The following is a 13014-nucleotide window of genomic DNA, read 5'->3' on the forward strand; positions in this document are numbered from 1 at the left end:
GCCCGGCCGGCGGTGTTCAGTTCACCGTTGCATCGGCTCCCGGCAGATCGAGCGAAAAGGCCGGAATGTCGACCTCGAACAGAGCGCCGCTCGCCGACCGCATCGTATACCGCCCGGTCATGATGCCGGATGTCGTCGGCAGCGGGCAGACCGACGTATAGCGGTAGCTCTCGTCGGGGCCGAGTTCCGGCTGCTCGCCGACGACACCGGCGCCACGCACCTCCTGTGCTCGTCCCAAGCCGTCGGTGATGTGCCAGTAGCGTGACAGAAGCTGCACCTTTTCGTCCGAATGGTTGGCGATGGTGACCTGATAGGCCCACACGAACCTGCCTTCGTCCGGGTCCGAATGATCCGGCAGGAAGGAGGGTTCCACCTGCACCTCGATGTCATGTGTCACTGCGCGATACATGGATCTTCCGCTGACGATATTGTGACACGTGATATGTGTCGTCGCACGGTATAGATCAACGCGTGACAATCGTGGGAAGGATCACCATTGCTTGATGGATGGGCCCGGCGGAAGCTCGATCCGCTGCTGAACCGCATAGCGGCCGGTGTCGCGCGCGGCGGTATCGGCGCCGATGCCGTCACGCTGGCAGGCTGCGGGATCGGGCTCGCCGCTGCGGCGCTGGTGGCCGTCGGCTGGTTCGGCATCGCTTTCGTCCTCATCGTTCTAAGCCGGCTGGCCGACGGTGTGGACGGCGCGGTCGCGCGCATCAATGGGCCGACCGATCTTGGCGGGTTTCTCGACATCGTGCTCGACTTCCTCTTTTACGGCGCCGTGCCGCTGGGCTTCGTATTGTTCGATCCCGCTGCCAATGGCGTCGCCGGCGCCGTTCTGCTTTTTGCTTTCTATGTCAACGGCGCGAGCTTCCTCACCTTCGCGGTGATGGCGGAAAAGCGTCGGCTGGTCAGCACGGCGCGCGGCAGCAAATCTCTGTTCTTCACCACAGGCATAGCCGAGGCAGGCGAGACGCTGGCCGTCTTCCTGCTCGCCTGCCTCTTTCCCGCATGGTTCCCCGTCCTAGCCTACGCTTTCGCGTCGATAACGCTTTACACGGCGCTGTCGCGCATCGTGCTGGCCGGACGGGAACTGAGGTAGCGGCCCCCGCTACGCTGCCTCCAGCGCCTGCTCAATGTCCTTGAGCAGATCTTCCACGTCCTCCAGCCCAAGCGACAGGCGCAGCGTGCCTTCACCGATTCCGGCCTCCGCGCGCGCCTCATCCGTGAGATTTTTGTGCGTTGTGGTCGTGGGATGCGTGACGAGGCTCTTGGCGTCGCCCAGATTGTTGGAGATGCCGATGATCGAGAGCGCGTTCTCGAAGGCGAAGGACGACGATTTTCCGCCCTTCAGATCGAAGCAGACCAGCGTGGAGCCGCCCGTCATCTGCCGCGCGACGATATCCGCCTGGGGATGATCCTTGCGCCCGGGATAGATGACGCGTCCGATCTTGGGATGTTCGGCCAGATAGTCGGCCACGCGAGCAGCGCTCTGGCTCTGTTGACGCACGCGGAGCGGCAGCGTTTCGAGCCCCTTCAGAAGCGTCCAGGCATTGAATGGGGAAAGGCTGGGCCCGGTATGCCGGAAATAGTCGTGCAGGTTCTGGTCGATCCACTCCTTGTCCGACAGCACGACACCGCCCAGACACCGGCCCTGGCCGTCGATATGCTTGGTCGCGGAGTAGACCACCACATGCGCTCCGAGCTCCAGCGGCTTCTGCAGGAGCGGGGTGGCGAACACGTTGTCGACCACGAGACGGGCGCCGGCGCCGTCGGCCAGCCGACCGATGCCAGCGATGTCGCAGACCTCCAGCGTCGGATTGGTGGGACTTTCCAGAAAAAACAGCTTGGTGTTGGGTCGGATGGCCTCTTCCCAGGCGGCGAGCGATTTGCCGTCGACGAGGGTGGTTTCGATGCCGTAGCGCGGCATCAGCGTCTCCACCACCCAGCGGCATGAACCGAAAAGGGCGCGTGCCGCCACCACATGGTCGCCCGCCTTGAGTGAACACAGAAGCGCGGCCGAAACCGCCGCCATCCCCGATGCCGTGGCTCGGGCATCCTCCGCCCCTTCCAGCGCGCACATGCGCTTTTCGAACATGTCGACGGTGGGATTGGCGTAGCGCGAATAGATGAAGCCCGGCTCCTCGCCCTTGAAACGGGCTTCGGCGGCTTCGGCGCTGTCGTAGAGGAAGCCCTGCGTCAAATAGAGAGCCTCGGACGTCTCGCCGAACTGCGAGCGCAGCGTGCCCGCATGGACAAGGGCGGTTTGCGGTTTCCAGTCTTTGCCAAAATTGCTTGTCATCGTCTTCGCTCAAAAATAAAACCGGCCGCGGGAAGCCGCTTGCCGGTTCGAGCGCCCTGGTGACAGGTCGTTGCCGCGGCCTTTTAGCGACTTGTTTAACGTGGCTGCAAGCCGACCGGCCAAATCACCACGGGATAAATTGTCTTTAGACGGCGGCGCGCCTTGCGTCAATTGCGGCTGGCGTTAAAGCTCGCGCACCAGCTTCCGGAGGCAAGTCGTGAACCCAGCAGGCATATTGCCAGATTCTGAGATCGCAGCGCTCTTCGACAGCGGCGCGCTGGCTGCGCCGCACCCGCTCGATCCGGATCAGGTGCAACCGGCCAGCCTTGATCTGCGCCTGGGGGATGTCGCGTACCGCGTGCGTGCGAGCTTTCTGCCCGGGCCGCAGAGCCTCGTTTCCGAAAAGTTGGACCGACTGAAGCTTCACGAGATACCGCTGGGCGGGGGGGCGGTGCTGGAGACCGGCTGCGTCTATATAGTGCCGCTAATGGAGCGGCTTTCCCTGCCAGCCGATATTTCCGCGTCCGCCAACCCTAAAAGTTCGACCGGCCGGCTCGACATATTCACCCGCGTGATGACCGACTTCGGGCCAGAGTTCGACAAGATCGTGCCAGGATACAAGGGGCCGCTCTATCTGGAAGTGAGCCCCCGCACCTTCCCGATCATCCTGCGCACCGGCTCACGGCTTTCGCAGATACGCTTCCGTCGGGGCAAGACCCTGCTCACGGAAGCCGAGCTTGTGGCGCTGCATGAGATGGAGACGCTGGTGGCTGCGCAGACGCCGAATATCTCCGGCGGCGGGATAGCGCTCTCCATCGATCTGACGGGCGGTGCCGACCGCCTTGTCGGCTATCGCGCCAAGCACCACACCAGCCTGGTCGACGTGGATCGGAAGGCGGCCCACACGGTGACCGATTTCTGGGAACCGCTCTACAATCACGGCAAGGCCGAGTTGGTTCTGGACCCGGACGAGTTCTATATCCTGGTTTCGCGCGAGGCGGTTCACGTGCCGCCGGCCTATGCCGCCGAGATGACGCCGTTCGATCCCCTGGTGGGAGAATTCCGCGTCCATTACGCCGGCTTCTTCGACCCCGGGTTCGGCCATTCGGGAGCGGGCGGCACGGGCAGCCGTGCCGTGCTGGAAGTGCGCAGCCACGAGGTGCCCTTCATTCTCGAACACGGGCAGATCGTCGGACGGCTGGTCTACGAGCGTATGGGCGCGCGGCCCCGGGCCCTATACGGCACGGACCTAAAGTCGAACTACCAGGGGCAGGCGCTGAAATTGTCGAAGCATTTCATCGCCTGACATCACCCGCGTTCTCGCGTTTCAACGCCCGCACATCGTCGCGCAGCGCGCGAATTTCCGCCAGAATGACCTCTTGTTCCTGCTGCATCGCGCTTCGCTCGGCGGTGGCAGCGGCGTCGTGCTCGGCCTGCATGGCCGAAACGATGATGCCGATGAACAGGTTCAGCACGGTGAAGGTCGTCGACACGATGAAGGGGATGAAGAACAGCCACGCCCAGGGGAACATCTCCATGACCGGGCGCACGATCCCCATCGACCAGCTTTCCAGCGTCATGATCTGAAACAACGAATAGGCCGAGCGGCCGATTGAGCCGAACCAGTCGGGGAAATGTGCGCCGAAGAGCTTCGTGGCCATCACGGAGAACACGTAGAACACCAGCGCCAGCAACAGCATGATCGAGCCCATGCCCGGCAGCGCCGCAATGAGCCCGCCCACCACGCGCCTCAGCGAGGGCACCATCGAGACCAGCCTGAGCACACGCAGGATACGCAGCGCCCGCAGCACCGAGAGGTTGGCTGACGCGGGGACAAGGGCGATGCTGACCACGAGAAGGTCGAAAATCCGCCAGGGATCGCGAAAGAAGCGCCCGCGATAGACGATAAGCTTGGCCCCGAGTTCCAGCACGAATACGCTGAGAATCAGCCTGTCGAGTGTCAGCAGCAGCGGACCGGCCACCTCCATGGCCCGCTCCGATGTCTCGAGACCGAGGGTGATGGCGTTGATGACGATCAGCACGGTGATCGTCAGCTCGAAACGCCGGGATTCCAGGAAGTTCTTGAGGGCGTTCACTATGGTAACAACCGGTTGATGAGGGCCGGCGAACAGGTGGTATGGAAAACGCGCCGCGTCAAGGCGGCAGGCGGGCCCAAAGCATAATCCGCCTTGACAGGAAGGGCCATCATCACGAATTAATGGCCCGCCTGAAGGCATCGGTCGCTAGCGGCCGGTGCAGCGGGCGGGCGTAGTTCAGTGGTAGAACGTCAGCTTCCCAAGCTGAATGTCGTCGGTTCGATCCCGATCGCCCGCTCCAGCTTCCACTTGCGAAGACTGCTGCATCGGGGCGAGAATCCGCATCGGTCGCCGGGATCGCAACCTGCGCCATTGTGCGGCTGTGTCTTGCCGGTCAGCGCTGCGTCATGCGCGCCAGCTTGCCGTCTTCCAGAGAGCGCAGATAGTCGATGAGTTCCGCGCCCGGCAGCGGCTTGCTGAGCAGGTATCCCTGCACCTCGTCGCAGCCCGCGCCACGCAGGATCTGCAGTTGCTCGGCGGTTTCCACGCCTTCGGCCACCGTGGTCATGCCGAGGCTGGAAGCCATGGTGATGATGGAGGCGACGATCGCATTGTGATCCTGGTTGACGCCTATTTCCTCGACGAAGACCTTGTCGATCTTGATCTGGTCGACCGTGAACTTCTTAAGATAGCTGAGCGAGGAGTAGCCCGTTCCGAAATCGTCCAGCGAAATCTTCATACCCATCCTGCGCAAAACCTGCAGGTCCGCCCGCACCTCGTCATTGTCGTCGAGCAGAAGCGTTTCCGTGATCTCGAGGTGAAGCCGGTTCGACGGCAGCCCGGATTGGTGCAACGCGTCCTGCACCGTCTCAACGATGTTGCTGCGCTCGAACTGGACCGGCGATAGGTTGACGGCAACGCAAACGCCGTCGCCGAGATCCGCGGCGAAAGCGCATGCCTTATTGAGCACCCATTCGCCTAATCCGAGGATGATCCCGGTCTCTTCCGCAACCTTGACGATCTCCTGCGGCGTTGCCGAACTGACGGTCTCGTCCTTCCAACGCAGCAGCGCCTCTACGCATGTTACATTGCCGGAGTTGATATTGGTGATCGGCTGAAAGGCCAGCTCGAACTGGTTGTCGAAGGGCGCGGCCAGAAGCAGGCTTTCGATCTCCGATTTATGCTCCATCCTTGCCGACATCTCTTCGTTGTAGAAGGCATAGGCGCCGCCACCCGCGCGCTTTGCCTCATACAGGGCCAGATCGGCGTTGCGCAGCAGCACATCGACGTCAGTCATGTCGCCGCCGCTTAGCGCTATGCCGACGCTGCCGCCGGTGAGCACTTCGCGCCCGTCGATGGTGTAGACCTCCAGCAGGGCGCTGACGAGACGTCCGGCCAGGGCCGCCGCCTGGTCGGGGTGGGTGAGGTTCCCGTGAACCACTACAAACTCGTCGCCGCCCACCCGCGAGACCATGTCGGCCCCGCGGCAGGCGAACCGCAGCCGCCGGGCCGCTTCGCACAGGAGCTTGTCGCCGAACGGGTGCCCGTGGGAGTCGTTGACCTTCTTGAAGTTATCGAGGTCGATGCACATGATGGAGGTGAGCCGGCTCCGCCGTCCGTCGGCGTGCAGCGTCTCGACGAGGCGTTCGCGCAGCAACACGCGGTTGGGCAGGTCCGTCAGCGCGTCATGCCGCGCCATATGGGAAACCTTCAGCTGCGCCGTATGGCTCTCGGTCACGTCCTCGAAAGTGGAGATCCAGCCGCCATCGTCCATCGGCTTGTGCGAAACCATCACGATGCACCCGCCGGCTATCGTCTCTATGAGAGGGTTCTGCTCCTGCCGGCTGAAAAGCCGCCTAGCGTCGCGGGATGAGCAGGTGCCGGCCGCTTCCATGCGTTGGGCCAGGGTCTCCAGCCTGGTGCCGCGTTGGACGTCGTCAAAGGACAGCCGGAACAGGTCCGCCATCCGGCGGTTGGAGACGATGAGATGGCCGTGTGGATCGAACATGGCCAGCCCGTGGGTCATGTTGTCCAGGGCCGTCTCGAACAGCTTGTTTTGTTCGCCAAGCCGGATATTGGAGGTCACGAGCTGTGCGCTTGTGCGCTGCAGATCCTCATTCGAGGCAGCGAGCGACTTGCGGGTGGCCTCCAGCAGGCGGGTTTGCCAGCTGTTGAGCACGAAAAGCCCGAAACCGCTCAGCACCAGCAGTATCGTGACGGCGGTGAACTGCCAGTGCAGGACGTAAAGCTGCCGCTGGTCGTGTGCCACCGCCTGTCCGCCGTAGCTGTTCGCCTCGGAAACGAGACCGACCAGATCGGATTCCAGCCGCCCGGTCAGTGCAAGGGCCTTCTCGATGTCGCCGCCCTCAGTGATCAGCGCGTCCACGCTCTCCATCGTCCCGGAAGCTTCCTCGATTACCTCTTGGCGGTCAGGGCTCTCGAGCGCGAATGTGCGGAAGTCGCCGGATGAGAAAAGGCTGAGCCGGTTGAGGAATATCTCGTATCGCAGACGCGCCTTCCGGATGGATGCGGCGGCCTCTTCCGATCCCTCGTTCACGAGAGCCTCAAGGAGCGCCTTCCTGAACCGAAGGAACTCGTTCACGCCCTGACCGGCGCTGAAGGCCACATTATACTGTGACACCTCCTCGAACAGGGCCTGACGCTTGTGGACGAGAAACGAAATGTAAATCGCCGCCACAAGCAGGATCGCCATGCTGGCGGCCAGCATGTAGCGGATCAGACGGACTGCCGTTTCCTGCCTCGACGCGGCTTTGATCCCTTGGGTGCCGGGGTACACGGACTTACATCACCTTTATACGCGAGAGCTGCCAGACCGATCTGGAATAGTATTTCTGGGCACTAAGATCCGGGTTGCTGTCGTAGGGATAGATGATGAACAGCGGTCCTTTGTCTCGGATGGGCATGTCTGCTCCATCCCGCTTCATCGCCAGGATCGCGCCGAATTCGGCGAAATCGGAGATGGGTATGGTCGTGCGGTAATCGTTGAGCGCGATGGCCTCGATTTCTGTTCCCGTCGCGCCGACATGCTCCATTAGCCTGGCGAGCGGTACGCCCTCGAACGTGGCGGCGCCGGTGTACCAGGGCGTGTTGGTGACGATCTCAACGGTGCCGAGCGCTTCGAGCATCTCGCGGTCGAAATGGGCTTCGCCATCCACATTGGTGTTCTCGATTTCCCCTTCGATGACGAGGATGGGATCGCCGGTTGGCATCGCCAGCGTTTGGCTCCAAGCGACCGGCTGCAACCCGTAGGTGACCAAGATGCCTATGCATACGACCAACGGCAACGATCTTGCGCGAAAACTGAATATGGCGGACATCATCTTCTTCTACCTGAGCTTGTAGGGCATCCACAAATTTTCACAGACTCTAGCACATATAGGGCTAAGAGCATGTTAACATTGCACTTCCAGGGAACATGCGGCCGCAGTGGCCAAACAGAAATATTGGCGCAGGCACTAAAAAAAGCTGATACAAGCGACTTCATTCGCTAAAGCTTCGCTAACAAGGCATGGATACTGACCGTGACAAAGCCAGTTGAGACCTACAAAGAATTCACGTTCGAGGCCGCACATGAGCTACCGCCTTATTCAGGGCTGCACGGCCATTCGTTCAAGGTGCGTATCGCCCTCACAGGAGAGCCGGATCCCAAGTTTGGCTGGTCCGCCAACCTGTACGAGGTCGAGCGCAAGATAGAAGAGATCCACAAGACGCTGGATCACGGCTATCTGAACCAGGTAGAGGGTCTTTCCGTCCCTTCCTTGGAAAATATCGCGGCGTGGATCTGGCACAAGCTGCATGCTGACCTGCCGGCCATGAGCGAGGTTGCTGTCTCCCGGGGTCCCGACGGCCAGGCTGAAGGCTGCGTCTACCGCGGCTGAGCGATGCTCGTATTCCGTCTGCCCTGTTGATGCCGCCACATTCCGCGCATATGTGCAGGAAAGTTATTTGAAACGGGGTATGCCGTGTCCGCTCTGACCAGATTCCTGGGCGACAGCCCATTGCGCGTGTTGATAAAGCTCCTGATCGTCTCGTTCATCGTGGGCTTCATCATGAGCGTGTTCAACTGGTCTCCGCTGGATGTCTATTATTCGCTGCGCGACACGGTTCTGGGCATCTGGAACATGGGCTTCGAAGCGCTGGGAAGGCTCGGCGGATACATCCTGCTGGGCGCCTTCATCGTCGTACCGGGCTTCATCATCCTGAGGCTGCTGAGCTACCGACGCTAGGGGCGTTCCAACCGGCTGGCTTAGCGGAAACCCCAGTTGGGCCTCTTGCCTCGGCGGATGCCGCCAGGGCATTGAAAGCTTCCGCCAAATCCGGAACCGACCCTGCCCGTGGACCACGCTGCCAAGGAACACATACAACCACCGTTCGAGGTGACCAACAGGCGCGTTCTGACCATTGCCGTGCCCATGACGCTCGCCTATCTCACCACGCCCCTTCTGGGCCTGGTCGATACGGCGGTGGTCGGGCAATTGGGGGATGCGGCCATGCTCGGCGGCCTGGCGGCGGGCGCGATCGTGTTCGACGTTGTCTTCAACACTTTCAACTCGCTGCGTTCGGGTACGACGGCACTGGTGGCTCAGGCCTTCGGACGCGGCGGCGCACGGGAAGAGCAGGCGGTTCTGTTGCGTTCGTTGGCGCTTGCCGTGGGGCTGGGTATCGCGATCATCCTCATGGGACCGCTGATTTCGGCCGCCGGCGTGTGGTTCATCGATCCGCAGGCGGGTGTCGCCGAGGCCATGCGGACCTATATCGCGATCCGCATTCTGGCAGCGCCGCTGACGCTGATGAACTACGCCATACTCGGCTACGTCTTGGGACGGGGCGAGGGCGCGACGGGCCTTCTCCTGCAGATCTTGCTTAACGGTGCGAACATCGCTCTGTCCCTTTATTTCGGGCTGGCGCTTGGCTGGGGTCTGGAGGGCGTCGCATGGGGCACGGTCGGGGGCGAACTGCTGGCTGTGCTCGGCGGGGGCGCCGTCCTGCTGCATCGCTTTGCCGGACAGCCGCGTCCCCGGCGTGCGCATGTGTTCGACATCGATGCGATGCTGCGCATGATCGCGCTCAACGGCGACATAATGATCCGTTCCTTCACGCTTTTGGCCGCCTACGCGCTGTTCACGCGGCAGGGCGCGCAACTCGGCACCGTGACGCTCGCGGCCAACGCCGTACTGATGAACTTCTTCTTCATAGCGGGTTACTTTCTCGACGGCTTCGCAACCGCCGCAGAGCAGTTGGTGGGGCGTGCCGTGGGCGCGCGCCATTTGCCTGCCTTCCGCAGGACGGTGTTCCTGAGCACCCTTTGGGGGCTTGTTCTGGCGCTGGGCGGCACCGCGGTCTTCTACTTCTTTGGCGAGGCGCTGATCGCGCTCATCACCACAGCGCCCGATGTGCGCGCCGTCGCATTGCAATATCTCCCATGGGCCGCGCTGATCACCGTCAGCGGCGTGCTCGCCTTCCAGATGGACGGCGTGTTCATCGGCGCGACCTGGTCCCGCGACATGCGAAACATGATGCTGCTGTCGCTTGCCGTGTGCGTCGTCGCGCTGCTCGTGCTCGGCGCGGCTTATGGCAATCACGGGCTATGGGCCTCGATGCATATCTGGCTGATCGTGCGCGGCACGAGCCTTCTGGCGGTCCTGCCCTATCGGGCGCGCCAGACATTCGTCTGAAGGGTGGTGAAGGAGCAGCTAGCCCCCCAGCGGACGCTCCGCCCAGCGATCGACATGAGTGTCACGCAGTTGCCGAATGGACGACAACCCGGCCGAATGGGCGAAGCTATCCATCTCCGTGACGATACGCGCAGGCAGGCCGGGTCCGGCATAGATCATGCCGGTATAAAGCTGTACGAGATCAGCGCCGGCCCGTATCTTCTCCATCGCGCTTGCCGCGCTATCGATGCCGCCGACGCCGATGATCGGCAGTGCCGGGCCCACAAGCTTGCGCATCCTGGCAAGCGCGATGGTTGATCTGTGGAACAGGGGCTTGCCCGAGAGCCCGCCAGCTTCACCGCGCGCCGGACCCTTGAGCCCGGCTCGCGAAAGCGTGGTGTTCGAGACGACGAGACCATCGACGCGGTATCTCGCCACCTCTTCGGCAACGTCGACGAAGCCTTCGTCGGGCAGGTCCGGCGCGATTTTCAGGAACACGGGTATCCGGCGGCCGAGCCGGTCAGCCTCGCTGTCGCGCGCCTCCGTCACCCGGTCCAAAAGCTCAGCCAGGCTTTTGCGGTGCTGGAGATCCCGCAGCCCCTTGGTATTGGGGGAGGAGATGTTGACGGTCAGATAGGAGGACAGTCCGGCAAAGGCGCGGACACCTTCCTCATAGGCAGCGATCCGGTCGTCGCTGTCGCGGTTGGTGCCGATATTGATGCCGACGATGCCGGGCCTTGTGCCTCGCTCGCGAAGCCGCGCGACGACGCGCTCCAGCCCTTCATTGTTGAAGCCCAGGCGGTTGATGACGGCCTCGTCCTCCGGCAGCCGGAAGATGCGCGGCTTTTCGTTGCCGGCCTGGGGGCGCGGCGTGACCGTGCCGCATTCGGCGAAGCCGAAACCGAGGCGCAAAAGCGCGTCCGGCACTTCGGCGTTCTTGTCGAACCCGGCCGCCATGCCTACCGGGTTCGGAAAATCCAGACCAGCCACGTTGACCGCTAGCCGAGGGGTGGGCAATACGGGCGGGCAGGGCAGGAAGCCTGATTTCAGCGCGGCAATCGAAAGCGTGTGCGCCCGCTCCGGATCGAGCGCGAAGAGAACAGACCTGCCGACGCGCCCAATCGATCCCTTCATGGCGAAAGATCGGGAAATTCGTGCCCTTCGGCCCCGAGCGGCAGCGGCCGGACCCACAGCACCGCGTCGAGGCGAAGGGGTGCGTATAGATGTGGAAACAGCGCCCCGCCCCGCGACGGCTCGTAGCGAAGCTGCTTGCCGAGCTTTTCCGGATCGACCGCAACCAGGACGAGATCATCCTGTCCGCTGAAGTGCTTTTTCGCGGTCTCCACGACCTGTCCGGCGGTGGAGAAATGGATGAAGCCGTCGGCAATGTCGACCGGCGCGCCGGTGAATACACCGTCGAGCTCCGCCTGGAGCCAGAGCGGGCGGGGACAGATCTTGAAAATTGCGCTTTCCATGGGGGCGCTATAGTCGGGAAGCACGCCGGAGGAAAGTGTCGTCTGCGCTGGCGGATCGTTTTACACCACCCAATTTGCGGCGCATTTTTCGCGTAACGGAAAAGAGGTATTTGGGAGCGACATCGATGCAGAACCTGTTTGCCGTGATCCTCGCGCTCGGAGCGCTAATCTTCTCCGGCGAAGTTCGCGCCCAGGCCGCGCAACGTTTCCAACTGGAGCAGACGGAGAGCGGATATCTGCGGATGGATACGCAGACCGGCGCGATCTCCATCTGCAAGGACCGTTCCGGCCAGATCGTCTGTACACTGGCCGCCGACGAACACGCGGCCTACGAAAACGAGCTGGAAGCTCTGCGCGAGCGCGTGGCGGATCTGGAGGCGCGCGTCGCCGCGCTGGAAGGGGCGAGCGCCAGGGGTGAAAGTTCCGAACTGCCCACCGACGAGGAATTTGAGCAGACGCTGGGCCTGATGGAGCGCTTCTTCCGCCGTTTCATGGACATCGTGAAGGGCCTCGAGGAAGAAACGCAGCCCGGCCAACACTCCCCGGAACCGGGCAGAACCTGAGTTCGTTCTTCGCACCTACCGCAGGGCGGGGCTCAATCCTGTCGTTTTCCGCAGTTTTTCATGCGGATGTCGGGCGATCCAAATGACTGAAAAAAAGCTATAGAACGTGCTGCGGCAGATCGACCGGGCGCCTCGTCGACAGGTCGAGGACCAAGGCGATGACCTCGGCGCTTGCAATGGGCTCAAGGCCAGGCATGCGCAGCATTTCGTGGCGCAATGTTACGGTTTTGCCCGATGCGCGGGTGGCGGCCGAGTAGAGGACGAGTGCCTCGCCTGCCCGCGCGAGGCCGTGACGGGTGATCTTCATTTCCACGGCGACACGGCCAAAGCCATGGGCATCGAGCCACTCGACGCCGATACCGGCCAAGCCCCAGGCAAAGGGCGCGGCATCGGAGAGGCGCGCCACATAGCCCTGCTCGGCCATCGGTCCGTCGGCCGAGCACTCGGCGGGTAGAACCATGCTGCGATGGCTCACCGCGCCGCCCATGGCCAAGACCTGTGAGGGCGGGATTGCGGTGAACCTGTCGGCGGTTGCCGTGCGCGGTACGGCGGCGGCCGCCTCGGATGCCGAAATTTTGTGGCGTGCATCGGTCGCCGGACCGTCGTCGAGACAGGTTGCCGATATGCGGCCGGTTTCGCCATTGAGAAGGAAATGAGCCAGCCGCCCGGCGAGCGGCCCGTCAACGATCATGGCCGAGTGCACGACCGTCGTCGCGCCTGCATGCAGTTCGGCGTGGTAGCGGATATGGCGGTCGCGCGGCAACTCGGGCGTTCCCCGCGCCTTCCCGTCCAGCAGCAGGAAAATCCGCGCCGCCTCGTCGAACCGCTTGAGGTAGAACTGCACATTCATGTGCGCGTTCTCATCGCACTCCCAGGTGTTGACGAAGGACCGGTGTGTTTCGAGGGTGCCCTGCACCTTGCTGCTGCCCCATGGATTGAATCAGGCGGCGAAGATGCCAGCTT

The 13014-nt window shown here is 62.6% G+C and carries 14 protein-coding genes, 1 tRNA gene and 1 riboswitch; of the genes, 7 read left to right on the forward strand and 8 right to left on the reverse strand.

Annotation, left to right across the window (positions count from 1 at the left end; translation table 11 throughout):
- Positions 1-16 precede the first annotated feature (16 nt).
- Positions 17-409: a Co2+/Mg2+ efflux protein ApaG gene (gene apaG / locus NTH_RS12615; RefSeq protein ID WP_338530341.1), complete on the reverse strand. Its 393-nt coding sequence runs from the start codon at positions 407-409 to the stop codon at positions 17-19.
- 87 nt (positions 410-496) lie between these two features.
- Here apaG and NTH_RS12620 point away from each other — a divergent pair, with 87 nt between their 5' ends.
- The gene (locus NTH_RS12620) at positions 497-1102 is read left to right on the forward strand and encodes a CDP-alcohol phosphatidyltransferase family protein (protein WP_338530342.1); all 606 of its coding nucleotides are present in this window, start codon (positions 497-499) and stop codon (positions 1100-1102) included.
- A gap of 9 nt (positions 1103-1111) precedes the next feature.
- Here the strand turns inward: NTH_RS12620 and NTH_RS12625 are convergent, their stop codons facing one another.
- Positions 1112-2302 carry an O-succinylhomoserine sulfhydrylase gene (locus NTH_RS12625; RefSeq protein WP_338530343.1) on the reverse strand — a complete coding sequence of 397 codons (1191 nt, stop codon included), beginning with the start codon at positions 2300-2302 and terminating at the stop codon, positions 1112-1114.
- 63 nt (positions 2303-2365) lie between these two features.
- A riboswitch (SAM riboswitch) is annotated at positions 2366-2443 on the reverse strand.
- 76 nt (positions 2444-2519) lie between these two features.
- Here NTH_RS12625 and NTH_RS12630 point away from each other — a divergent pair.
- On the forward strand, positions 2520-3608 hold the full coding sequence (locus NTH_RS12630; RefSeq protein WP_338530344.1) for a 2'-deoxycytidine 5'-triphosphate deaminase: 1089 nt from the start codon (positions 2520-2522) through the stop codon (positions 3606-3608).
- Here the strand turns inward: NTH_RS12630 and NTH_RS12635 are convergent.
- A complete protein-coding gene (locus tag NTH_RS12635) occupies positions 3598-4398 on the reverse strand; it encodes an ion transporter (protein WP_338530345.1) in 801 nt (266 codons plus the stop codon). The two genes, NTH_RS12630 and NTH_RS12635, sit on opposite strands and share 11 nt — an antisense overlap.
- 166 nt (positions 4399-4564) lie before the next feature.
- Between NTH_RS12635 and NTH_RS12640 the strand changes: the two genes are divergently transcribed.
- Positions 4565-4639, forward strand: a tRNA-Gly gene (locus NTH_RS12640).
- Positions 4640-4732: 93 nt separating this feature from the next.
- Here NTH_RS12640 and NTH_RS12645 read toward each other — a convergent pair.
- Positions 4733-7066 carry a putative bifunctional diguanylate cyclase/phosphodiesterase gene (locus NTH_RS12645; RefSeq protein WP_338530346.1) on the reverse strand — a complete coding sequence of 778 codons (2334 nt, stop codon included), beginning with the start codon at positions 7064-7066 and terminating at the stop codon, positions 4733-4735.
- A gap of 73 nt (positions 7067-7139) precedes the next feature.
- Entirely contained in the window at positions 7140-7568 is a 429-nt protein-coding gene (locus NTH_RS12650) for a molybdopterin-dependent oxidoreductase (RefSeq protein ID WP_338530347.1), read from the reverse strand.
- A gap of 312 nt (positions 7569-7880) precedes the next feature.
- Here NTH_RS12650 and NTH_RS12655 point away from each other — a divergent pair, with 312 nt between their 5' ends.
- From NTH_RS12655 to NTH_RS12665, 3 genes are all read left to right on the forward strand, one after another.
- Positions 7881-8237: a 6-pyruvoyl trahydropterin synthase family protein gene (locus tag NTH_RS12655; RefSeq protein ID WP_338530348.1), complete on the forward strand. Its 357-nt coding sequence runs from the start codon at positions 7881-7883 to the stop codon at positions 8235-8237.
- Positions 8238-8321: 84 nt separating this feature from the next.
- Positions 8322-8585, forward strand: coding sequence for a DUF6460 domain-containing protein (locus NTH_RS12660; protein ID WP_338530349.1), 264 nt, complete (start codon positions 8322-8324; stop codon positions 8583-8585).
- A 108-nt stretch (positions 8586-8693) separates the two neighbouring features.
- On the forward strand, positions 8694-10034 hold the full coding sequence (locus NTH_RS12665) for an MATE family efflux transporter (protein WP_422392393.1): 1341 nt from the start codon (positions 8694-8696) through the stop codon (positions 10032-10034).
- 18 nt (positions 10035-10052) lie between these two features.
- Here the strand turns inward: NTH_RS12665 and NTH_RS12670 are convergent, their stop codons facing one another.
- Entirely contained in the window at positions 10053-11147 is a 1095-nt protein-coding gene (locus NTH_RS12670; RefSeq protein ID WP_338530350.1) for a quinone-dependent dihydroorotate dehydrogenase, read from the reverse strand.
- Positions 11144-11488, reverse strand: coding sequence for a DUF952 domain-containing protein (locus NTH_RS12675; RefSeq protein ID WP_338530351.1), 345 nt, complete (start codon positions 11486-11488; stop codon positions 11144-11146). Before NTH_RS12675 ends, NTH_RS12670 begins: the two co-directional genes overlap by 4 nt.
- Positions 11489-11523: 35 nt before the next feature.
- Between NTH_RS12675 and NTH_RS12680 the strand changes: the two genes are divergently transcribed.
- Positions 11524-12051: a hypothetical protein gene (locus NTH_RS12680; protein ID WP_338530352.1), complete on the forward strand. Its 528-nt coding sequence runs from the start codon at positions 11524-11526 to the stop codon at positions 12049-12051.
- Between the two features lie 97 nt (positions 12052-12148).
- Here NTH_RS12680 and NTH_RS12685 read toward each other — a convergent pair whose 3' ends face one another.
- Complete coding sequence (locus NTH_RS12685) at positions 12149-12967, reverse strand: thioesterase family protein (protein WP_338530353.1); 819 nt, start codon at positions 12965-12967, stop codon at positions 12149-12151.
- Positions 12968-13014 lie beyond the last annotated feature (47 nt).

Source organism: Nitratireductor thuwali, assembly GCF_036621415.1.
In the GTDB taxonomy this organism is placed as follows: Bacteria; Pseudomonadota; Alphaproteobacteria; order Rhizobiales; family Rhizobiaceae; genus Chelativorans; species Chelativorans thuwali.